This is a genomic window from Leptolyngbya sp. DQ-M1, assembly GCF_039962505.1.
GTDB lineage: Bacteria > Cyanobacteriota > Cyanobacteriia > Leptolyngbyales > Leptolyngbyaceae > Leptolyngbya.
Window position 1 is genome coordinate 846,961 of sequence record NZ_JAMPLJ010000001.1, and the last position, 21,386, is coordinate 868,346.

Below are 21,386 nucleotides of genomic sequence, written 5' to 3' on the forward strand. Positions count from 1 at the left end.
TGATCCTCCAAGGTTTTTAAGCTGGGACAACTACTTTTGCTGCACCCTGCATTGCTTCGGGAGTGACGATCGCAGCAAGCTGTTCTTCAGTCCAATCCTCGGTTCCTGTGGGACGTTCTGGCAATACAAACCAGCGAATCTGGGCACTCGTATCCCAAACTCGAATTTCAGTGGAGTCAGGAACGTCTAGACCAAACTCTTGCAATACTTTTCGAGGTTCGCGAATGGCTCTGGCGCGGAAGGTTGGATCTTTGAACCAGTAGGGCGGCAATCCTAAAACGGGCCAAGGATAGCAAGAACACATTGTGCAAACAATCAGATTATGAACCTCTGGTGTGTTCTCCACAGCTTTCATGTGTTCGCCTTCTGCTCCTGCCATACCACGTGGGAAATTCATTGATGCGATCGCGGATGGCGTATCCTCTAATAGTTTCTGCTTAAACTCTGGATCAATCCAGGCTTTTGCCACAATTCTCGCGCCGTTAAATGGCCCCATGTCCTTTTCAAAGAACTCAACGACCTTATCAACAGTTTCACTGGTGATAATTCCTTTTTCAATCAGGAGCGACTCCAACGCCCTCACACGAGCAGCACTATAAGTTTCGCGATCAATACTTTCAGTCATGATTCCTGTCCTTTATCAGTTCCACAGAAGTTAAGCTGGATCTTCTAGATAAGCTTCAAAAATTTGCACATAGATCCACGTTTTCGGCTCAGTCAAATTGCCCCAAATTTCATGAGAGTCAAATTTGACGTTATAAATAGGCATCGGATCGCCTACGCCGTCTCCCGTTGGAAAGTAATAGTTGTAAGCGCCTGGATAGACTACATCAATTACGCCTTTTTTGGTTCGTAGATACCCTGGCAGTTTGCAATGCTCCGTTGGCGGCGGGTTTCCGACAGTGACCACATCACCCACTTTGAACTTGGGCTGAATATCAACATCACACTTGGGCGAATCGCCAACCAGCAAATACTCGATCACTTGATTGTCGATCGCGGGTTCTCCCCCTTGTGGCAAGGGCGCGTCTGGCTTTTCTAGATAGGCGGTCGTTTTTGCATCAAGCTCCTCTTTGGAAACATAGCCTGATTCGACAAAAAAGCCAGAAATTCCACCCAACCACTTTTCATAGTAGCGGTACTTGAAATAGTCAAAGGGATTCATCCCTTCAGCACCTTTACGCAGATGCCCCCAAGTCCAAAAGCTCTTAAACCGAGTCGGGACAGTTTTAACTGCGTCTAGATGGTTACTTAATCCCATCATGGCAACGTGAATGCCAAAGATGCGTTTTTCCCAGGGTTGAACAAATACCCGTTTTTCAAAGCTAGAAGGTGCTAATCCTTCAATTCCACCAATGTAGTGCTGTAGTTTCATCTTGATTCTTCTCTGTGTAAATGATCCACGGCTTGCCTAGACGCGAGTTTGCTCTCTCGTGGGAACGCCTTGTGTCGTCATCGCTTCGCCCCAAATCTCTGATAGATAACCGAAAACTCCGCCTAAAATCATCGCTGCTGCTGCAACGAGTGCTGGATTTTCTAGTCCTGGAGTTGTAATTGCTTTGTCGGTCGCGATCGTGGTTCCAACCGTGGAAGCAAACCCCCAAACGATCGCCGGAATTGCTCTCAATAAAGGAACTTTTGAAGCTTGCACCATTGCCGCGCTGCCAAGTCCAACACAGATTGCAACAATTAGAGGGTTACTTCCCAAAGCTGCGATCGCGAGAAGTGTGAGAGAGGCGATCGCGATTCCTGTTAGATTAGACGCAATGCTCTGTTTAAGACCTGAAGTCTTACCTCCCAGGATAAAGAACGATGCCCAAGCAATAAATGTCACCCACACGGGGACAAGAATCAGTGTTGCTGTGAGGTAAGTATCGATCGCGCCTAGAACCCCAATACTGACACTGTACGCATCTAGCTTTTTCATATCATCAAATCCTACTGATAGATGAGGTTATGTTCTGCTGCGAAATCTAGACCAGACACGATTGGAAACCGCTTTTGAGTTCTGCTTCTGGCAACTCTCGCCCGATAAACACCATTTCATTTCTCCGCAGTTCGTTAGATTTCCAAGGTCGCCCCGGCCTGCCGTCTAACAACATATGCACCCCCTGAAGTACAAACCGCCGATCCTCGTCGTCTACATTCAAAATGCCTTTCATCCGAAAAATGTTTTGACCCTGAATCTGAACGAGTTGATTTAACCAGGTTGTAAGTTTGTCGCTGTTTACAACACCAGGTTGAACGATCGAGACTGAGCAAACAGTCTCGTCATGCTCATGTGCCGATTCGTTGAGAAACTCTGGATCGATCGATAAAGCATTCTTGAGGTCAAACGCTTTCACTTCTAGAACCGAACTGATCTCAAGATTGCAGTTGTGAGTCCGGTAGAGTTTAGCAAACGCATTCACTGACCGAATTCGCTGTTCTAACGCTTCGATCCGTTCAGCAGAAACGAGATCAATCTTATTCAAAAGAATGACATCCGCAAACGCAATCTGTTCTTGGGCTTCATTGCTGTCCCAATGCTCCCAAATATATTTCGCATCAACAACCGTGACAACAGCATCTAACTGCGTTTTAGACCGCATTGTTTCATCGACAAAAAAGGATTGAATGACCGGGGCTGGATCGGCTAATCCAGTTGTTTCGATCACAATGTGATCAAACTTCTCGCGCTTTTCCATTAAGTTGCCAACGATCCGAATTAAATCCCCCCGAACCGTACAACAAATGCAGCCATTGTTCATTTCTAAAATTTCTTCATCGGCATCCATCACAAGCTGACTATCAATGCCCACGTCTCCAAATTCATTCACAATCACAGCAACTTTTTTGCCGTGTTCATGATGAAGAAGGTGATTTAGCAGTGTTGTTTTGCCTGACCCAAGATAACCAGTAATGACTGTAACAGGAATAGAGCAACTCAGCATAATTTAGCGCGATTTCTACGATTGGTCAGTGTTGAGCAATGAGATTGCTTTAAGAAAATTCTGTCTATATCTTTGATTCGATCGAGCTTGAGTTTATTAGTCCCACTAATGTCCCTGAAGAAAAGTAGTGATTGAGACAAATTGAAACTCACTTGCTTATAGCCTTGAGAGGCAGACGCAATGATCGATCGAGGGAACTGGATTAATGTCCAATCATCCAGGGTCGCCCTCCTGCGTGGCTTCTGTTTTTTGGAGCTTCCGGCTCTGTTTTGCGTTTAACCAGTTGTGGCTCTGGGTTTTCGCGCTTCAGCCGCAGCCCACCAGACAACACAGCCGGAGCAGAAAAAATTCGTTTGGCGGGAGCTTCGCAGGTGGGACAATGAGCCGAAGACGTTGATTCAGAAATCGATCGCCACACATCAAAAATGCCACAGCTCTCACAGCGAAATTCATATAAGGGCATACCGTTCATCTTTTGCTACATGAACAATTAGGGGATGAGAACCACCCCACTTCATCGAGTCTGTTGGTTACACAGGTAAAATTGGCTGATCAAAAATCTCTGTTGGAATGGCGACTGTACAACAGGCATTTGGAATGTCTACAATGCCGCTGATTCTGCCTTCGACCGGAGCGCAACTGAGCAATAGATAGGCTTGCTCTCCGGTGAAGCCAAATTTCTTCAGGTACTCGATCGCATTGAGACAAGCGCGACGATACGCAATGTGAACATCCATAAAATACTGCTTGCCCGTAAACTCATCGACTGAAATTCCTTCAAATACAAGGTACTCAGAGTAACGCGGTTCAACAGGCCCCGGCTTAAAGATCGGATTGATCATGCCGTACTTGTCCATTCCGCCTTTGATAACGTCTACGTGCAGGTCGATAAAGCCAGACATCTCGATCGCACCACAGAACGAAATCTCTCCATCGCCTTGCGAGAAGTGAATGTCGCCCATCGAAAGCTTTGCTCCTTCTACATAGACCGGGAAGTAAATCCGAGTGCCACGCGACAGATTCTTGATATCACAATTGCCGCCATGTTCGCGAGGCGGAACTGTTCTAGCGCCTTCTGCGGCGATGCGATCGAAGTCAGATGCTGCCACTTGCCCTAAGATCGCATTCTTCGGATTTGGTAAAGCAGCTAACGTTGCCAAATCGCCTTTGATTTCTGCTCCATAAGTGCGGCGATCGGGTTGAGAACTCATTAGCTCTGCTTCCCGCTTGTTCCACGTCGCCAAAAGTTCATGCGATGGCGCACAGCCAATCAAACCGGGGTGAGTAATCCCCGCAAACCGCACACCCGGAATATGCCGTGAACTCGTATAGATGCCCTGGAAGTCCCAGATTGCTTTAGCGGCTTTGGGAAAGTGATCGGTTAGAAAGCCACCGCCATTTTCTTTAGCAAAGATGCCTGTAAAGCCCCACTCATCCCCTTGCAGCGCTCCAATATCGAGCAAATCTACAACAAGAATGTCTCCGGGTTGTGCGCCATTCACCCAGATAGGGCCGCTGAGAACGTGAACGACTGTTAAATCGACCTCTTCAATATCTTTTGGATCATCATTGTTCTTGATCTGCCCATCCGTCCAATCCTTACACTCAATCCGAAACACCTCGCCCGGATTCACCGAAACGACTGCTGGGATATTGGGATGCCAGCGATTATGTCCTGGCAATTCCTGCTGATCCATTGGTTTAGTGAGATCGACCTTAAACAATGTCTTCGGCATAGTTCTCTCCTTGAAATAACAGGATGCAGCAATTTCTATTTCCGCGTCGCATATCGACACCGTGCCAGCCTAACTACTCAAAACACCGATCTACTAAATTCAGGTGCGATCGATTCAAATGGCAATCAGTTCATAGCGTTAAATCTTAGATATAAAGAACACAATTATCGATTGAGAGATTGTGTCGGAAGAGACAATTTTCCAAAATAGATTCTTTAATGCGCCTATCAATCAGCGTACTTCCAGATTGTTTTAATCTCTGAGACTTCAGACCAAAGCGGTCTCTACACAAACGGTTACAACCAATTTTGCTACGCTTACTGCTGCTTATCACTATCAGAAAAACTGATTATGAGTGACTATCGCTTAGTTGACTGTGATTTTTATGACCAACTTGAAGCATTGGCAACTTTGCACCAGGTCTGCTCGATCGTTTATCGCAATGCACTGGGAGAAACGATTGAAGTTTACGATCGCATTGTGGATGTCTATGCAGCAAATAAAGCAGATTTCTTGAGGCTCAACAGTGGAACTGAAATCCGGCTCGACCATCTCATTGCAGTCAATAGCAACCCAATTCGTTTTGCTCAGACGTAAACTTGAACATAGAATTTGTAACCACAAGCACAACATTAATTTAGTGAAGTCTGCTTTTATAGATAGAACGTTCTATTTGAATCGAATCATGACTCAGACAACCTTTACCACGCAAGTCAAAACGCCTCTCCGCCCTGTAAGCAAGGATGGATTGGAGAATCTAGCTGCAACCGCAAAGGCAAATCCTAACGTTGTCAAATCGTTGAAGGTTAAGACGGTCTGTGAAGGACAGTTTCGTAATCTGACTTATGTGCGTGATTTGCCTGCTCATGTGATTGACGAACCACCGAGTTTGTTAGGAGAAGACACAGCCCCCAATCCTTCTGAAGCGGTGTTAGCTTGTTTAGGTTCTTGTTTGTCTGTTGGCATTCATGCTAACGCTACAATGCGCGGAATTGTTCTGACAAAGCTAGAACTAGAATTAGAAGGCGACATCAACATCACAGGAGTTTGGGGCATTGGGGATCTCGCTGAAAAGCGGCTCGGCTTTACCGATATTCGCGTCAAGGTTGATTTAGAAGGCAATGCGAGTCGTGAGGAGCTAGAAGACTTGGTGGCACACTCTAACTACTGGTCGCCTGTTGCAAACACCTTACGCTTACCCGTCAACATGGAAGTTGCTTTGGCATAGACTGAGGCATCGCTCCTACTTAATTTTTGCAGTACAAATCAACGTCTCTTACGCTTCAATCCCTTCTCCTACAGGCTTTAGAAGACATATCCCTTGGCATCTAAGAAGCAAGCAGAAGCTTTCCTAAAAGGGAAGGGATTGGAACGAAGGTTATTTTCGACAGTTAATCATCTCTTTTCAGAACTGTTCACAACCCCGTTTTAGCTATGCAACTAATTTCTAGCTCGGTTGCGGAACCCACCTCGCCTCCCTCGATCGCTGACACATTGATTCAATTGAATACTGCAATTCGCACTGATCTTGCACCGATCGTGTCCGACATCGATCAAGGGAAATATCCTCGTACTTTTATGCACCAAGTTGGTGCTATTGGTGGTTTTGCTCAAGCAGTTTCTCCAGAATTTGGCGGTACGGGGAATGGTTTGTGGGCTGCAATTCAAGTGATCGAAGCAATCTCGGCAGAATGCCTCTGTACTGGGTTTATGACCTGGTGCCAGATTGCTTGTACCTGGTATATGCAGAATAGTGACAATAATTATCTGCAACAGCAGGTTTTACCTCAAGTCGCAACGGGAAAGCGTTTGGGCGGCACTGGGTTGTCAAACCCGATGAAGCACTTTGCTGGAATTGAGAAAATTGCGCTGGTTGCAGAACGTCGATCGGACGGTTATGTGCTGAATGGAATGCTGCCCTGGGTTTCTAACATTGGAGCAGGACATTACTTCGGCATTGCGGCTCAATTGCCGGATTCTGATCAGTATTTGATGGCGATCGTCTCTGACGAATTAGAGGGACTGACGCTGCGACAAAATGCTCACTTCATTGCATTAGAAGGCAGCAATACCTATAGCTGTGTGTTTCGCGATGTGTTTGTCCCGGATGAATTGATTTTGGCGGCTCCCTGTACAAGCTATGTCAACCAAATTCGTCCAGGATTTATTTTGACGCAAGTTGGCATGGGGTTAGGACTCACCGCAAGGTGTCTTGAGATTATGAAGCGTAGCAATCAACGCTATGGGCACGTCAATTGTTTTTTGGATGATCAAGTTGATAACTTGAGTGAAGAGCTAGAAATGGCTCGTCAAAACACGTCTGTACTTGCCCATGCAATCACGGGCAAAACCACAATCGATCGCACTCAACTCAAAGCCGTGATCCAAGCCCGGATTACAGCATCGGAATTGTCATTGAGAGCCGCTAATGCTGCAATGTTGCACACAGGAGCTAGAGGCTATTTACATGGCGCAGAAGTGGAACGCAAGCTACGCGAATCTTACTTTGTGGCGATCGTCACTCCAGCTTTGAAGCAGCTAAAAAAGATGCTGCATGAACTGTAAAAGAACACCGTTGTTATAACCAGAACCATACGATCATGGCAGCACACACGAAATTGTTAGAGACGAGCGGAGTTTATTCTTTATCTGAGTTAGCTTGTGCTTGTGGTGGATCACATCGATCGCAAGATCACTGGAAATTTTTAGAAGGAATGCCTCAAGATCCAGTTGATTTGATTGATGACTTGATCAAGATGGGGCACTATGCAGACACAACATTGGAATTCGCTAAGAACTTGACTTATGCTGAATTTCAGAAAGCATTGCTGCTGCGAATGATTGATCAAGCAGAGCCAGAACAGCGCGACTTGTGCAATGACTTAATCCAACAAGCAGGCGGATTAGAAGAAGCCTTTGCCGCCGCATTTGGTCCGAATGCAGTTGAATTCTTGGGTGATGCGGTGCGGTTGAGCCGATTCCGGCGGCGAGATTTTTTGGTTAAAGTTGCTGCGGCTGCGGCAGTGGTGACGCTCGCAAGTTGCGGCAGCAGGCGCGAAACTCAATCTTCAACCGCTTCAGCCTCCGCTCCCACTAACTTAGAAAAATCGAATCTGACGATCGGCTTTATTCCGATTGCTTGCTCAATTCCGATCGTTGCCGCAGAACCTTTAGAGTTTTACAAAAAGCAAGGGCTGAATGTGACGTTGAAGAAAATGCCGAACTGGGCAGCCGTACGAGAAGCCGCGATCGCAGGAGAGTTAGACGCTTACCATATGCTGTCGCCGATGCCGATCGCGATCTCTATGGGTTTAGGTTCTACTGCTTTTCCAATTAAGCTTGCTAGTATCGAAAACATCAATGGACAGTCGATCGCAGTCGCCAACAAGCACAAAGATCGCGTCAAAACGGCAGCAGACTTCAAGGGAATGTCGATCGGGATTCCTTTTCCTTATTCAATGCACAATCTGTTGTTACGTTACTATCTTGCTTCTGGTGGGCTAAATCCAGACCAGGATGTGAAAATTGAGATTGTGCCGCCGCCAGATTCGGTTGCAAAGATGGCTGCTGGACAAATTGATGCGTTCTTGATGCCAGATAACTTTGGGCAACGGGCAGTCTTCGAGAAAATTGGCTTTATTCATCTATTGACCAAAGACTTGTGGAATGGTCATCCCTGCTGTGCCTTTGCTGCTAGCCAGACTTGGATTGATGCTCATCCGAACACATTCCGAGCTGTGAATAAATCAATTATTGAATCTGCTGCCTACACAGATAACGCAGCAAATCGAGGAGAAATCGCTAGGCTGATGAGCGATCGTAAGTACCTCAACCAGCCAGAACCCGTGTTGCAAGCTGTGTTAACCGGGAAATTCGAGGATGGGCTAGGCAACACGCTGGATGTCCCCACCCGTATTGGCTTTGACACTTATCCCTGGAAAAGTTTCGCGGCTTGGATCTCATCTCAGATGGTGCGCTGGGATTTGATGCCCGAAGCCAAAGCAAACTATGACGAAATTGCGAATCAAACCTTTATGACTGATCTGGCACGAGAGTTAGCACAGGAGGTTGGGCAAAATCCGCCCACTGAACCGACCCGCGTTGAAAAGCTTAAAACGGGTGAATTCAACCCTGCGAATGCTTCTGCGTATGTACAAGAGCAAATTAAGAAGTTTGGAGTTTAGTTATGACAACCTCTCCTGTTGTTAGACCTCGATCGCGTTCTGCTTCACTGCTGCAAAACCAAAACCTGCAAGCGATCGTCCTGTTTCTCGTCCTGCTGACCGCACTGCTCGGCATTTGGGAATTGGGGGTTAATCTGCAAATTTTCTCACCCGTGATGCCGTCTGCAAGTCGCACGATCGCAGATTTTTGGAATTGGATTAGCGATCCTTTCTATGACAATGGTCCGAACGATAAAGGCGTAGGATTGCACTTAATCGCTAGTCTTCAGCGCGTGCTGACTGGATTTCTGCTTGGATCAGCGATCGCGATTCCAATAGGAGTCTTGATTGGTTTATCAGAAGTCATCTCGAAAGCAGTGAATCCATTTATTCAATTGATGCGTCCGGTATCGCCCTTAGCCTGGTTGCCGCTAGGATTAGGGCTGCTGAAAAGCTCCGAAGGCACCGCATTGTTTGTGATTGCAATTTCTAGTATTTGGCCTACGCTCATCAATACTAAATTTGGAGTGAGTAGCGTCTCAAAAGACTATCTGAATGTGGCTCGAACTTTGGGTGCTTCTCGTTGGCGAACGATCTGGAAAATCATTCTTCCGGCTGCGGCTCCAAGCATTGTGGCTGGATTACGAATTAGCATTGGTATCTCTTGGCTTGTAATCGTAGCAGCAGAGATGATTGTCGGCGGAACGGGCATTGGTAGCTTTGTTTGGGCAGAGTGGAATAACTTAAGCATTACCAGCATCATTACCGCGATCGTCATCATTGGGGTCACAGGATTGATTCTCGATCAGCTATTAGCATTGTTGCAAACCTGGGTTTCTTTCGGAGAAAAGTAAATGGTTTCTTCTCGCACCGATCGCATTAAAACAGATACCTCTGTTCAGTTAAGCTTACAAAATGTGTTCAAAGTGTTTCCAGGACGGCAACACTGGCAAGATAAGCTGCTTCGTCGCACTTCTCAAGACTTTGTGGCGATCGCGGATATCAATCTAGACATCACCCCGAATACCTTTGTTTCGATCATTGGACCTTCGGGCTGCGGTAAGTCAACCCTTCTGAATATTATTGCTGGACTGACCACACCGTCTCAGGGTTCAGTGTTGATCAATGGAAAGCAGGTACATCATCCGGGAGCCGATCGCGGTGTTGTGTTTCAGAACTATTCGCTGATGCCCTGGATGACCGTTGCTGAAAACATTCGATTTGCGATCGAAACGGTCTATCCGCAGATGCCGCTTGCGAAACAGAAAGACCTTGTGCGCGAGTACATTGATCTCGTCGGGTTGCAGGGAGCCGATCGCAAGCATCCTCATGAGCTTTCTGGAGGCATGAAGCAACGGGTGGGAATTGCCCGCGCTCTAGCAATTAACCCAGAAATTCTGCTGATGGATGAACCCTTTGGAGCCTTAGATGCGCTGACAAGAGGCTTTCTGCAAGACGAGATTGCTCGCATCCTGGAACAACAGCGCAAAACCGTGATTCTGATTACTCATAGTATCGAGGAAGCACTGCTGCTGTCCGACAAAATTGTGGTGATGAGTCGCGGCCCAGCAGCTCGAATCGTAGAGGTGTTGGATGTGCCCTTTGCTCGTCCCCGCAAGCGCGAAAACCTGGATCAGTATCCGGCTTATCATGAGTTGAAGGCACAGCTAGAGCTACACCTGTCGCGAGAAACGCGAGCGATCGAAGAATCGCGGATACATTAGGCTGTCGTCGGATGAATCGCTTGACTAACCTTGATGGGATTGATGTAACAATTCTGAAAGGTTTGAATCATAGCGATACCTCCAATCTATCTAACTCGTTAAAATGGCTTTCAGTCTTTTAGCATCAACTCTTCCCAAAGATTTGGACTATGCTAGACTTTGCCTGATTGTTCTCAAATCTCTGATTCGAGAGAAATCCAAAGACTGCGAAGCCTTAATCTTGTTTAGTCATGCTTCACTGCTAGCCACATTTCCCCACAATGGTCAATCTTAAGCGCACTCGCGAAGATATTTTATCCTCGGTTATTGAGTTGATCCATCACCAAGGATTTCAATCAACCGGGCTAAAGGAGTTATTTGCCGCAAGCAACACTTCTTCTGGCAGTTTCTACAATTATTTCCAATCGAAAAATGAATTAGCTCATGCGCTAATTGATTACAAATGGAGCCAGATCAAAGCAGTTATCATTGAGCCTGCTCAACAAATTTCTGACCCGATCGCGCAAGTGTTTGACATGATCGATCGTCTGGAGGCAAAACATCAATCTGAACCTGATTGCGGCGGCTGTTTCCTAGGAAATTTGATTGTAGATCTAGCAAAACATGACCCATCGTTTCAAGAACATCTCATTCAGGTGTTTGATGCTTGGCAGGCTGCAATTGCACAGTCTCTACAAGCTGGAAAATCTGCGCTGAAACCAGAAATCAACCCTGTTTTGCTTGCCGAACAAGTGTTAACCCAGATAGAAGGAGTGCTGTTAATGAGCCGCCTCTATAATCAGCCCGCTCGCCTCAAGCGTAGCTTCGACATGGTTCGCCAGACGGTGCAATCGGCATTACGCTAAACTCATTTGTCCTGATAAAATCGCTTCAATCTGCTTAAATCGATTTGCTGATCAATGGGTACAAACAAGAGGGTTGAAACGATCGTTCAACAAGAATATGATCGCCTTGCCAAGATCTACGATCAACGTTGGCATAGTTATATTACAAACACACTCACTTTTCTGAAGCAGTGGGCACAAATTGGCTCCCATGAGATTGTTCTAGACGTGGCTTGTGGAACAGGGGAGTTTGAGCGATTGTTGTTGCAAGACCATCCGAATCAGCAGATCGTTGGAATTGATGTCTCAACAGAAATGCTCACGATCGCTCAAGCAAAGCTTCAACCCTACAGCACCGTAATATTTAAGCCAGGAAATGTGACCGCACTTCCTTTGAAGGATGAATGCTTTGATACTGTAGTTTGTGCCAGTGCTTTTCATTATTTTGACTGTCCACTTGATGCCCTAGCAGAAATGCGACGAGTGCTTAAACCAGGTGGGAAAGTCGTGATTTTGGATTGGTGCAAGGACTTTTTACTCTGTCGCCTCTGCGATGTCGTCTTGAGAATCGTTGATCCAGCCCATAAACAGTGTTACACGCAGAAAGAACTTCAAGATTTTCTGTCCCGATCGCAACTCAGAATTGAAGCTAGCACAAAGCTGCGGTTTGGAGCGTGGGGGTTAATGGCTGCAACAGCGACTAAAGATTAAGCTTGATCATCACTTGGCAGGCTTTTTTTGTCCTCAAAGCAGACGCAGCGCCAATGTGTGCAGGTCACGCCCTGGAAAACTGGGCAATTCTCCGCACCGTGGCGCTGAATGTGTTTCGCTTACACAGCTTTGCCTCTATCACTCAAGGGGTTTGGGGGGCTACCCGCAGATCCAAGCGCAACCGAGACTTGTATCAAACTCACATTGAATTAGACACAGTATTGTTAAATGAAAAATTGTCGAACTGATGAAAGAGCGATCGCCTGATCGCTCTCACAAAGCTCAATCATTTCAAATTCGCGGGAATCGTTTTCGGAACCGTCCAGAAGTACACATTCGTTCCTTTCACGTTCACCACCCGATCGGGCTTCCAATCTCCCATATCAAACGCATGAGATACAATCCGCGTTCCTGGTTTGAGCTTCAACAACTTCGGGCGCAGTTGCAAATTGATGCGCGGTAATAGATAAAGCGTAATCACCGATGCCTTGCTCAAATCTGTCTTAAACAAATCTTGCTGAGCAAACTTCACTCGATCGCTCACTCCCGCTTTTTTCGCGTTCGCATTCGCTTCCTTAATGCGTTCTGGATCAATATCCACTCCAAATCCGCGTGTACCAAATCGCTTAGCCGCAGTGATGGGAATGCGCCCATCCCCGCTTCCTAAATCATAAAGCACATCCTTCTTGCCTACCTTTGCCACCTTCAGCATTGCATCGACTACCTCGGTGGGTGTCGGCACATAGGGCACATCTAACTGTGGTGTTGAAGGTTGATTTTGCTTTTCTGGATTAGCAGTTTGCGTCTGAACTTGATTCTCTGTCTTCGGAATCAGATTAGCGACTTGCGAACAGCCAGCGAACATTAAGCTGAAAACTCCAGCACACACCACTAAAGGACGAACAATCATTCTGATTTCTCCTAAAAACGATCGAACCTACCGACGCTGCCAATATAAAACGGGAATTCCGAGCGCGACCACAATCACACCCGCGATCGCGCCCACTTTCACATACTCCAAACTGGAATACAGCAAATAAACACAGATACTACAAAACAAAATCGGTGTAAGCGGATAAAACGGCACTCGAAACGCACTCGATCGTCCCGGTTCCTTAAAGCGCAGGATGATTAACGAAAAGCCAACCAGCAAGAAAAAGAACCAAAACACCGGAGCCGTATAATCTACCATCGTTTCAAAGCCTTTCCGGGTCAAGCTCCCTAACCCAACCAGCAGAAGCGCGATCGCACCTTGAACCAACAGTGCCGGAATCGGCGTATTCTGCCTCGACTGCCACTGCCCCAGAAATCGAAACGCATTCGAGTCTTGTCCGAGGGCATAGTTTGTCCGCGCTCCGGTCAGCACAGTCGCATTCAATGCACCTAATGCTGAAACCGCAATCAGAAAACTAATAAACACAACTCCCGGCTGCCCAAATGCCTGACGCATCAAATCCGCAGCCACCGCAGGCGAATTCGCCATACCAGCGGCTCCCAAACCATGCAAATAAGCAAAGTTAAGGGCAACATAGATCGCGGCAATAATGCCAATGCTCCAAAAGAGCGATCGAGCAATATTCCGATTCGGATTACGAATCTCGGCTGAAATATAAGCCGCCTCATTCCACCCACCGTAGGACAGCAGCACAAAGATCATTGCCATGCCCCAATCTGTCGAAATTTTCGCGTCTGTTACGGTTTGCGGCACAGCGCCCGAAGTCGTCAAACCTGCAACAATCACCAAAACCAGTCCCAGCACCTTTGCCGCTGTCAGCCAGTTCTGAACGCCTTTCCCCTGGCGCAATCCCAGAATGTTGATCAGCGTGAATAGCACGATCGCGCCTGCCGCATAGATCGATCCAGAGAAAGCACCCAGCGGCAAGATCTCAGACGCATAATCTCCAAACACATAAGCCAACAGCGCGATCGAGCCAGTCTGCACCACCATCATGCGTGCCCAAGCAAATAAAAACGCGATCGCGTTTCCGTAAGCCCGCTGCAAATAGTAATAGTTACCGCCCACATGCGGATAAGTCGTGGCTAATTCGGCATAGCACAATGCCCCAATCAGCGAAACCACTCCCCCAGCAATCCAAGCCAATAGCACAGTTAAATTCGTGCCCGTATTGGATGCAACCAGCGCAGGAGTCTCAAAAATTCCCGCTCCGATCACAATACCGACAATCAGCGCCACTGCATCAATTACGGTTAGAGCGGTTTTTGGGCCGGGCGGCTGTTCAGCGGTCAAAGGTGCGATCGGCTCTGAATAGTCTGAAGAGTTAGGAAACCCCATAGTAATACCTAGTTAAAAACCATCACCAGTCGCGCAAACACTAAATCTTTGGGTGAAATTCTCGAAATTAAGGTTTCAAGGGATTTTAGTTCGCTGACGTGGCAAGTGCGATCTAACGCAAGGCATAGGTCGACAGAGCTAGACGATTTCAGTTTGTCAATCCGTCTTGTAGAATCTCTGCTGGGTAATATATTTTTAAGGAGAAAGATCTATTATCTTATCCCTGTCCAGAAACGTTGCTCAAAAAACTATGGAACCGATCGCACCTCTGCATCTAGCCAGTAAACACAAGATGCTTCATTCCAGGTCTATGAAGAACTCACGCATTGCGAATCTCCAAGTTTTGAGTGCAATCGCTGGATGCACCCTTGCTGGACTCATTGTTAGCTTTGCCTCGGCTGCAACCGCACAGCTTGTTCTTCAAGAAGGAGACTCAGGCACAGCCGTTAGCACCCTACAAGATCGCCTCAGAACCTTAGGCTGTTATGACGGCGAGACGACCGGATTCTTTGGATCTCAAACTCGCGATGCCGTCATTCGCTGTCAAGAGCAACGTAACATCACACCCGATGGCATTGTCGGAGCCGAAACCTATCGTGCTCTCGAATTGGGCAATCCCGAACCGGGAACTGGGTCTAGTCAATATGGTAATCGATTGCAGGTTGGCGATCGCGGTGCAGGAGTCGAAGAGTTACAGCGCCGACTGCAAACACGCGGCTATTACTACGGTGAGATTGATGGCGTTTTTGGTCAAGAGACGCAAAGCGCAGTCATTCAACTTCAGCGAGATTCTGGTCTTTCTCAGACCGGCGAGGTGGATGCTCAGGTTTATGCTGTACTTGATGGTTCGACACCGCCAGCGCCCACGCCCGATGTGGGGAATGGACTCCAATTAGGCGACCAAAACTCGCGAGTAGCAGACCTGCAACAGCAACTGAATCGCATTGGATATTCGCTTCCGGTCACAGGCTATTTTGGCACCCAAACTCAGCAGGCGGTTTTGAGCTTCCAACAATCGCGATCGCTGCCCCCAACAGGGAACGCTGACCCAGAAACCTTGCGGGCGATTCAACAAGCAGCAGGCGGCTCAAGCACTCCTTCAAACAGTCGCCGCTATTCGGTGGTTATTCCCTTTACCGATTCTGCTTCGTTTAATCGAATTCAAGCTGTGATTCCAGATGCCGTTCCAAGACAGAATCGCTTAGGAAATTTCGTTCGTGCAGGCAGCTTCACCACACCAGAAGAGGCAGAGCGTCAAGTGAATATCCTGCGATCGCGGGGCTTAACCGATGCCCGCGTCGTTTTTGAATAACTTTTGAATAGCTAGAGCGGCAGCAGCGATCGCTGACAGGTCGGACAGACCGCATGAATCGTCAACTGGCAGTCTAGAATGTGGTACCCCTCCTTCTGGGCTGCTTTTGTTCCGGTTTTGAGAATCGAATCGCTTTTAAATTCGATCGTCTTATTGCACCGCACACAAATCAAGTGGTGATGATGATGCGGATAGGGCTGATTGATTTCGTAGTGCTTGTGACCTTCTGCCAGTTCGAGTTCACGCAAAACGCCCATCCGGGACATCAATTTGAGAGTGCGATAGATGGTCGATAAACTAATGCCCTCGCCTTGCGTCTGAAGCTCATGATAAAGATCCTCAGCGCTGAGATGTTGACCTTCAGGAAGTTTTTGAAACACTTGAAGAATCGTTTCGCGCTGCGGTGTTAAGCGCCATCCCTTTTCATTCAATTCAGCCTTGAGCGAAGCACTGGTGTAAGTAGGAGCATTCAACATTGTCAACAAAGCCTCCTTTCTTGAGAATCATAGCATACAAAAAAAAGAGGCGACTTGCAATAAGTTCGCCTAATTGAGAATATTCTGCAACTGTTAGGGGTTAAGCCCTTTAGCTGAGCGATTCAAGATAATCACGCACTCGATTGCGGCGCTTCGGTTGCCGAAGTTTTTGCAGCGCTTTTGCTTCAATCTGTCGAACCCGCTCTCTGGACAATTCCAAAGCGCGTCCGATCTCTGCTAACGAGTAGGGTTGCCCATCGCTACCCAAGCCAAACCGCATCTGAATTACATCTCGCTCACGAGTCGTTAGATCCGCTAGAAGTTGCAGCAAATCGCGTCTCAACGATTCGCGCATCAAGGTTTCTTCGGGCGTAACTTCTTCCGTTTCGAGCAGATCGCCTAGTTCGGTATCGCGCTCTTTGCCAACTTTAGTTTCGAGCGATACGGAGCGCGGCACTTTGAGCAGGACTTCTCGCACTTGAGGCGGCGACATTTCTAGCTCCACTGCAATGTCTTCGATCGTCGCAGTACGCCCTTTTTCTTGCGAAATTTTGCGTTGAGCTTTCTTGATTTTGTTGAGCTTTTCAGTGATATGAACGGGGAGCCGGATAGTGCGGCTTTGAGTTGCGATCGCGCGGGTAATTCCTTGACGAATCCACCAATACGCATAGGTGCTGAATCGGTAGCCTTTCGTCGGGTCAAATTTTTCCACCGCTCGCTCTAGCCCCAGTGTACCCTCTTGAATCAGGTCAAGCAGTTCTAAGCCGCGATTTTGATATTTTTTGGCAACAGAGACTACTAGGCGCAAGTTCGCATTAATCATATGCGTCTTGGCTGCAAGCCCCTGGTTGAGTATCTGATCGAGTTCGGCGACCGTGAGATCTACCACTTTTGCCCAGTGCTGCTTGCCTGCCGCTAACATCGGCTTCAAGTCTGCAACGTCGATCTTGGCTTCGGTAGCCCACCGTTCCAGGGAGGGGCGGTGCGTCAGCGTCGAAACCAATCGATCGCGGACATCGATCAACTCCACATATTGACGAATGGGGGCGCTGCCTTTGGCAGCAGCATCGTTGCGCTGTTCCAGAAGTTTCATATAGCGCTGCACTCTCTGCGCTTCAGACACTTCTTCATCGCGTCCGAGCAAGGGATAGCGCCCGATTTCCTGTAGGTAAAGTCTCACCAGGTCGGTCGTCTTCCGTCCAGCGCCGTACAGTCTAGCTTGTCCTGCTAGTTCGGTTTCGAGTTCAGTCAAATCTGCATTCGGATCGAACTCTGGCGAGGTCGGCGAAGGCTCCAGGATGGAGGGATCAAATTCTGCATCAGCGTAGAAAGAAGGTGCTGGCATCATGTTCCTTTGTGCGCTATGTGGAAATCGTTCGGTCGGTTGCTTCACTATTGTTCCCGTAGTCTGGGACTCAGGAACAGGGTCGGGAGTTCCAGGAAACGTTGAAACCACGGAAGCTGAAACGCTAAAGGTATGCGATATCAGAAAGGGCTTCGCGTGAAGCTTCTACTGCCTTAATACAGGGAAGTAGGGCTGGAATTCGGAATTTATGCAGGTAAAGTTTTGTACAAAAGCGATTTCCCTCAGCATAGTCAAGTGTCAAAGCGTCTGCCGTGATAGAGATCAGAGTGTGTTTTGCCTAATATCACTGGCGGTCATTTGTAAAGTTTGAACTCATTGACTTCATGCTTCAGTGTCAAGCGCGACTAATCCGGACGATCGTAGGGCTTCAAACGTGCTGTCCATTTTGGCTTCTTCGGGCACGAAAATAATAAATCCGTCTCGCCCGCGTGTGAGTAAAACTCGATAACTATTGATTCGGAGTTGCAGCGGATTGCGAACGTTTTTTTGGGATTTAGTCATCATCCAAGCGCCATTGCTCCAGATCAGATCGTCACCCCAACCAACAATAGGAAAATCAAGTTCTAAGCCTTGGCAGCTAAATTCTGTAACCACGCGATCGAACGCACAGCAAGATGTTTCCGAGTCGGTCGAATCGATATACCAAGCGCCGAGATTGAGTTTTTGAGTTGAAATGTAGTCGTTTCTAATTCCGTATTTGACTAAGTTGCGCGATCGTGAAGAGGCAACTAAACCATAACGCTTATCTGATTGATCTTTGTAACGCGATCGACAATAGTTTTTTGCGGTTTCAAGATCGCGAGTGAGATAACAATCAAATCCTTCTGAAGCTAACAAAGACATCACTAATTTGGCTTGATTAATTTCGCCATTGAGAACATGAGTAACCCAGGTTTGAAGGTGCTTAGCGAGATGCGATCGCAAAGAAGTGGTGAGATTTAATAAATCATTGGTGTAGGTTGTCGTCTCGAAATATTTCGCTTGCTCAGTAGAACAATGAACCTGCCAAGGCTCGATCGCACTCTTTAAGCCCTGATCCCACTGCTCAATTCCACCCTCCTCGCCCACATGAATCGTTTGCCCTTCACCAATTAAGCCAAGCAACACACACCAATCAGGAACTCGCTCACAGATTCGCAAAACTGCACCCGGAGCCGCACGGGTAATGCCGTATTTTTCGGACATACGATCGGCATCCCAAGCTCGCTGAGCCTCATCAAAAACGACAATATGTTCTCGCGCCGCCGTTTGACGACGCACTTCGTGCTGGAGGTAAAAATTACGAATCTCCCGCACAAGGGCTTTACTTTGAAGCGCATATTGGAGAACTGTAATTAAGGGACGGTTGCCGGATAAAAATATGGCTGGACGATCGCGCTCCGTCTGATACACAAACTGCAATCCTACGAGCGTCTTTCCGGCTCCCGGAACCCCTGTGATCAAAATTAAGTGCCGCTCTTTTTGCCGAGAAGCGCGATCGACAATTTGAGCCAGATAGTCCAAAATTTCGGGAATCTTTGCGCTTTGCGCGCGTTTAATACTAGGCAGCGGTTCTTGCTGAAAGATCCGCCGCGCCGCATCAATCACCGTTGGGAGCGGTTCATAAGATGAATTAACCCAGCGATCCGCATCAATTTCCGGTTGTATTTCGACTAGCGTTTCTAAGTAGGTTGAAATTTGCGTTGGATTTAGAACTTGAACTGCATTGCGAGTTGTATTCTCTTTTGTGTAGCGAGTCGGAATCAGAATTGCAGTGACAGGATTGTTAGCTGATGCTTGATGATACTCGGCAAGATCCCGCCTATAAGCAGCGACTTGATCCAAATCAGCCGTTGAAAGGGCTGATTTCTGTTTGAACTCAAAAACAAGGATCTGCCCCGCTCCCAGCAGCACCAGATCCGGTCGCCGCCCACCTTCTCCAGGCAACTCATACTCGAATATCAATGTCCAAGACTTACTATCAGGACGAGTATTCAGGAGCGGCTCAAGCTGCGATCGCAGAATTTCGCCACATTCGTCCCACGCTTGCCGCTGCGTTCCTGCGGGCTGCTGGTGGTATAACGTTTGATAATTCGTCGCTAGCGTTTCTAGCCAACTGGCGGTAGGACAGGCGAGAAACGCAGCGATCGATCCAAGCCAGCCTGAATGGATACACGACATACAGCACACAAAAACAAAGGGGCGGTTCACGCCCCCAGTTTATTACCGTAATTCATCGATTGTCAGCTTTGCCATTCTTGGCTCAGGAGGAAAAGACATCTCTTCAATTTCTCCAGGTTGACCCAGCGGTTTGGCTTGGCTTTCGTTAAACGTCACAATCACACCGCCCGCATTTCCAGCCCGCACCACGACTTGCCGATCAGCCGTCCAAGTCCGCTGAGCGCCCTTCGGCAGTTGTCCTTCATATTCCACCTTGCTGTCTGCCATCACGCGCACCCAAGACTCCTCGGTGAGCGTTACACCAACACGAACAGGCTTGTTAGCAGTGGAGGTCGGAGCTTCGTGTTTCCAGTCTGTCTTGAAGCTCGGTTGCTGCCTTGGGGGGGTTGGGCCCATTGGCGCAACCAATGCAGGCGGTTGCTGCATTTCAATGGCAGCGATCGAAGTCTGAGCGGAGCGATTGAGAAAATAGGACAACCCATTCACTGCGCCGACAATCAGCGCCATGTAGATTAAGTACAAATGAATGGGGCGCAACTGTGCTCCCGGTAGCGATCGCCAAGATGTCCGCATCGGCTGCACGACAAAACCAGTCGTCGGAAACTCGCTGGCAAACTCTACGCCGTTCAGCCCGATCGCGCCCGCATATTGGCGAATAAAGCTATGGATATAAACGGGCTCTGGCAGTTCTTCAATTTTTCCTTGCTCAATCGCTCTCAACAAGCGCGGCTGAATACAAGTGGTTCCCGCCACGGTTTCGAGTGAGATGCCTTGAGCTTCGCGACGATCGCGGAGTCGATTACCTAACTCTGCCAGCCGCTCTGCTTGCTCTCGATTGGTTGGGAGGGTTTGCTTTTTCATCTGCGCTACTCCTTCGTCTGTGCTGGCAACTTCTCTAAGGGTGGGTTCATTCCCTGCTTCAATACACGAATTTCAAAGTCTTCTAATGGTCGATACTGGCCCGCCGCTAAAGCGGGCTTGCCTGATGGGTGGAGTTGAATGTCTCCGATCGCGCTCCGGTGTAGCTGAAGCACAGGGTGCCCCAACTGTTCGGCGACTCGGCGAATTTGACGATTTCTTCCTTCACGAAGAATTATACGCAATAACGTACTAGACGGAGTACGGCGTAGAACCTCAACAGAAGCAGGTAGGGTTTTTCGGTGATCCAACATAACCCCTTCGCGCCAGTGTTGTAGAACAGAGCGCGAGACTTCTCCATTGACCCAAACCTCGTAAGTTTTAGGAATGTGATGGCGGGGGTGAGTTAAATAGTGGGTTAACTCGCCATCGTTCGTCAACAATATCGCCCCGGTTGATTCTACATCTAATCGCCCGATCGGATGAAGTCCTTGTCCTTGCCGCAATGATTTTGGTAAAAGCTCAAGAACAGTTCGCCGATCGTGAGGATCATCGCAGGTTGAGATGATCCCTGCTGGCTTGTTCAGCAGCAAATAAATCAGTTGCGGACGCTCGGTGGCTTGAATCACCTGTCCATCAACTTCAACGCGATCGCAGGCGGGATCAGCCTTTTGACCCAACTCAGCAACTACGCCATTCAGCTTGACGCGCCCGTCCAAGATCATCTGTTCCGCCTGCCGACGCGAGGCGATTCCCCATTGTGAAAGAATTTTTTGTACTCTTTCGGGCATAGCGCAGCCTAAAGCCTGAAAAACGGTGGGTTTCGGAGG

At 48.0% G+C, this 21,386-nt stretch carries 23 protein-coding genes; 10 read left to right on the top strand and 13 right to left on the bottom strand.

Annotated elements, in window-relative coordinates; genetic code table 11:
* Positions 1-16: 16 nt before the first annotated feature.
* The 6 genes from nthA to fmdA form a co-directional block, all read right to left on the bottom strand.
* Positions 17-625 carry a nitrile hydratase subunit alpha gene (gene nthA / locus NC981_RS04115; protein ID WP_348241633.1) on the bottom strand — a complete coding sequence of 203 codons (609 nt, stop codon included), beginning with the start codon at positions 623-625 and terminating at the stop codon, positions 17-19.
* A gap of 30 nt (positions 626-655) precedes the next feature.
* A complete protein-coding gene (nthB, locus tag NC981_RS04120; RefSeq protein WP_348241634.1) occupies positions 656-1,375 on the bottom strand; it encodes a nitrile hydratase subunit beta in 720 nt (239 codons plus the stop codon).
* Between the two features lie 36 nt (positions 1,376-1,411).
* The gene (locus tag NC981_RS04125; protein ID WP_348241635.1) at positions 1,412-1,927 is read right to left on the bottom strand and encodes a DUF1097 domain-containing protein; all 516 of its coding nucleotides are present in this window, start codon (positions 1,925-1,927) and stop codon (positions 1,412-1,414) included.
* Positions 1,928-1,973: 46 nt separating this feature from the next.
* Positions 1,974-2,933 (bottom strand): GTP-binding protein, encoded by a 960-nt coding sequence (locus NC981_RS04130; protein WP_348241636.1) that lies wholly within the window; start codon positions 2,931-2,933, stop codon positions 1,974-1,976.
* A 202-nt stretch (positions 2,934-3,135) separates the two neighbouring features.
* Complete coding sequence (locus NC981_RS04135; protein ID WP_348241637.1) at positions 3,136-3,396, bottom strand: zinc ribbon domain-containing protein; 261 nt, start codon at positions 3,394-3,396, stop codon at positions 3,136-3,138.
* Between the two features lie 67 nt (positions 3,397-3,463).
* Positions 3,464-4,669, bottom strand: coding sequence for a formamidase (gene fmdA, locus NC981_RS04140; RefSeq protein WP_348241638.1), 1,206 nt, complete (start codon positions 4,667-4,669; stop codon positions 3,464-3,466).
* 351 nt (positions 4,670-5,020) lie between these two features.
* Here fmdA and NC981_RS04145 point away from each other — a divergent pair, with 351 nt between their 5' ends.
* From NC981_RS04145 to NC981_RS04185, 9 genes are all read left to right on the top strand, one after another.
* Positions 5,021-5,266, top strand: a complete 246-nt coding sequence (locus NC981_RS04145; protein ID WP_348241639.1) for a hypothetical protein — start codon at positions 5,021-5,023, stop codon at positions 5,264-5,266.
* Between the two features lie 88 nt (positions 5,267-5,354).
* Positions 5,355-5,897, top strand: coding sequence for an OsmC family protein (locus NC981_RS04150; RefSeq protein WP_348241640.1), 543 nt, complete (start codon positions 5,355-5,357; stop codon positions 5,895-5,897).
* Between the two features lie 206 nt (positions 5,898-6,103).
* Complete coding sequence (locus NC981_RS04155; protein ID WP_348241641.1) at positions 6,104-7,234, top strand: acyl-CoA dehydrogenase family protein; 1,131 nt, start codon at positions 6,104-6,106, stop codon at positions 7,232-7,234.
* Positions 7,235-7,269: 35 nt separating this feature from the next.
* Entirely contained in the window at positions 7,270-8,853 is a 1,584-nt protein-coding gene (locus NC981_RS04160) for an ABC transporter substrate-binding protein (RefSeq protein ID WP_348241642.1), read from the top strand.
* Between the two features lie 2 nt (positions 8,854-8,855).
* Positions 8,856-9,686, top strand: coding sequence for a nitrate ABC transporter permease (ntrB, locus tag NC981_RS04165; RefSeq protein WP_348241643.1), 831 nt, complete (start codon positions 8,856-8,858; stop codon positions 9,684-9,686).
* Positions 9,687-10,556, top strand: coding sequence for an ABC transporter ATP-binding protein (locus NC981_RS04170; protein WP_348241644.1), 870 nt, complete (start codon positions 9,687-9,689; stop codon positions 10,554-10,556).
* A 260-nt stretch (positions 10,557-10,816) separates the two neighbouring features.
* Positions 10,817-11,401, top strand: coding sequence for a TetR/AcrR family transcriptional regulator (locus tag NC981_RS04175; protein ID WP_348241645.1), 585 nt, complete (start codon positions 10,817-10,819; stop codon positions 11,399-11,401).
* Positions 11,402-11,455: 54 nt separating this feature from the next.
* A complete protein-coding gene (locus NC981_RS04180) occupies positions 11,456-12,091 on the top strand; it encodes a methyltransferase domain-containing protein (RefSeq protein WP_348241646.1) in 636 nt (211 codons plus the stop codon).
* A gap of 2 nt (positions 12,092-12,093) precedes the next feature.
* Complete coding sequence (locus NC981_RS04185; RefSeq protein ID WP_348241647.1) at positions 12,094-12,339, top strand: hypothetical protein; 246 nt, start codon at positions 12,094-12,096, stop codon at positions 12,337-12,339.
* 38 nt (positions 12,340-12,377) lie between these two features.
* Here NC981_RS04185 and NC981_RS04190 read toward each other — a convergent pair whose 3' ends face one another.
* Positions 12,378-13,001, bottom strand: a complete 624-nt coding sequence (locus tag NC981_RS04190) for a class I SAM-dependent methyltransferase (RefSeq protein ID WP_348241648.1) — start codon at positions 12,999-13,001, stop codon at positions 12,378-12,380.
* 27 nt (positions 13,002-13,028) lie between these two features.
* Positions 13,029-14,384, bottom strand: a complete 1,356-nt coding sequence (locus NC981_RS04195; protein WP_348241649.1) for an amino acid permease — start codon at positions 14,382-14,384, stop codon at positions 13,029-13,031.
* 310 nt (positions 14,385-14,694) lie between these two features.
* Here NC981_RS04195 and NC981_RS04200 point away from each other — a divergent pair, with 310 nt between their 5' ends.
* Positions 14,695-15,696 carry a peptidoglycan-binding protein gene (locus NC981_RS04200; protein WP_348241650.1) on the top strand — a complete coding sequence of 334 codons (1,002 nt, stop codon included), beginning with the start codon at positions 14,695-14,697 and terminating at the stop codon, positions 15,694-15,696.
* An 11-nt stretch (positions 15,697-15,707) separates the two neighbouring features.
* On the opposite strand, the gene NC981_RS04205 is transcribed toward NC981_RS04200, so the two are convergent.
* The 5 genes from NC981_RS04205 to NC981_RS04225 form a co-directional block, all read right to left on the bottom strand.
* On the bottom strand, positions 15,708-16,172 hold the full coding sequence (locus NC981_RS04205) for a transcriptional repressor (RefSeq protein WP_348241651.1): 465 nt from the start codon (positions 16,170-16,172) through the stop codon (positions 15,708-15,710).
* A gap of 109 nt (positions 16,173-16,281) precedes the next feature.
* Positions 16,282-17,517: an RNA polymerase sigma factor SigC gene (gene sigC, locus NC981_RS04210; protein ID WP_348241652.1), complete on the bottom strand. Its 1,236-nt coding sequence runs from the start codon at positions 17,515-17,517 to the stop codon at positions 16,282-16,284.
* 342 nt (positions 17,518-17,859) lie between these two features.
* Positions 17,860-19,698, bottom strand: a complete 1,839-nt coding sequence (locus NC981_RS04215; protein ID WP_348241653.1) for a DNA/RNA helicase domain-containing protein — start codon at positions 19,696-19,698, stop codon at positions 17,860-17,862.
* Between the two features lie 42 nt (positions 19,699-19,740).
* Positions 19,741-20,559, bottom strand: a complete 819-nt coding sequence (locus tag NC981_RS04220; RefSeq protein ID WP_348241654.1) for a RodZ domain-containing protein — start codon at positions 20,557-20,559, stop codon at positions 19,741-19,743.
* 5 nt (positions 20,560-20,564) lie between these two features.
* Positions 20,565-21,347 (bottom strand): pseudouridine synthase, encoded by a 783-nt coding sequence (locus tag NC981_RS04225; protein ID WP_348241655.1) that lies wholly within the window; start codon positions 21,345-21,347, stop codon positions 20,565-20,567.
* Between the last annotated feature and the right edge of the window lie 39 nt (positions 21,348-21,386).

Bases quoted from the DNA above. Each gene is read 5' to 3' on its own strand.
- nthA (WP_348241633.1), bottom strand. From the start codon at position 625: ATGACTGAAAGTATTGATCGCGAAACTTATAGTGCTGCTCGTGTGAGG.
- nthB (WP_348241634.1), bottom strand. From the start codon at position 1,375: ATGAAACTACAGCACTACATTGGTGGAATTGAAGGATTAGCACCTTCT.
- NC981_RS04125 (WP_348241635.1), bottom strand. From the start codon at position 1,927: ATGAAAAAGCTAGATGCGTACAGTGTCAGTATTGGGGTTCTAGGCGCG.
- NC981_RS04130 (WP_348241636.1), bottom strand. From the start codon at position 2,933: ATGCTGAGTTGCTCTATTCCTGTTACAGTCATTACTGGTTATCTTGGG.
- NC981_RS04135 (WP_348241637.1), bottom strand. From the start codon at position 3,396: ATGCCCTTATATGAATTTCGCTGTGAGAGCTGTGGCATTTTTGATGTG.
- fmdA (WP_348241638.1), bottom strand. From the start codon at position 4,669: ATGCCGAAGACATTGTTTAAGGTCGATCTCACTAAACCAATGGATCAG.
- NC981_RS04145 (WP_348241639.1), top strand. From the start codon at position 5,021: ATGAGTGACTATCGCTTAGTTGACTGTGATTTTTATGACCAACTTGAA.
- NC981_RS04150 (WP_348241640.1), top strand. From the start codon at position 5,355: ATGACTCAGACAACCTTTACCACGCAAGTCAAAACGCCTCTCCGCCCT.
- NC981_RS04155 (WP_348241641.1), top strand. From the start codon at position 6,104: ATGCAACTAATTTCTAGCTCGGTTGCGGAACCCACCTCGCCTCCCTCG.
- NC981_RS04160 (WP_348241642.1), top strand. From the start codon at position 7,270: ATGGCAGCACACACGAAATTGTTAGAGACGAGCGGAGTTTATTCTTTA.
- ntrB (WP_348241643.1), top strand. From the start codon at position 8,856: ATGACAACCTCTCCTGTTGTTAGACCTCGATCGCGTTCTGCTTCACTG.
- NC981_RS04170 (WP_348241644.1), top strand. From the start codon at position 9,687: ATGGTTTCTTCTCGCACCGATCGCATTAAAACAGATACCTCTGTTCAG.
- NC981_RS04175 (WP_348241645.1), top strand. From the start codon at position 10,817: ATGGTCAATCTTAAGCGCACTCGCGAAGATATTTTATCCTCGGTTATT.
- NC981_RS04180 (WP_348241646.1), top strand. From the start codon at position 11,456: ATGGGTACAAACAAGAGGGTTGAAACGATCGTTCAACAAGAATATGAT.
- NC981_RS04190 (WP_348241648.1), bottom strand. From the start codon at position 13,001: ATGATTGTTCGTCCTTTAGTGGTGTGTGCTGGAGTTTTCAGCTTAATG.
- NC981_RS04195 (WP_348241649.1), bottom strand. From the start codon at position 14,384: ATGGGGTTTCCTAACTCTTCAGACTATTCAGAGCCGATCGCACCTTTG.
- NC981_RS04200 (WP_348241650.1), top strand. From the start codon at position 14,695: ATGAAGAACTCACGCATTGCGAATCTCCAAGTTTTGAGTGCAATCGCT.
- NC981_RS04205 (WP_348241651.1), bottom strand. From the start codon at position 16,172: ATGTTGAATGCTCCTACTTACACCAGTGCTTCGCTCAAGGCTGAATTG.
- sigC (WP_348241652.1), bottom strand. From the start codon at position 17,517: ATGCCAGCACCTTCTTTCTACGCTGATGCAGAATTTGATCCCTCCATC.
- NC981_RS04215 (WP_348241653.1), bottom strand. From the start codon at position 19,698: ATGTCGTGTATCCATTCAGGCTGGCTTGGATCGATCGCTGCGTTTCTC.
- NC981_RS04220 (WP_348241654.1), bottom strand. From the start codon at position 20,559: ATGAAAAAGCAAACCCTCCCAACCAATCGAGAGCAAGCAGAGCGGCTG.
- NC981_RS04225 (WP_348241655.1), bottom strand. From the start codon at position 21,347: ATGCCCGAAAGAGTACAAAAAATTCTTTCACAATGGGGAATCGCCTCG.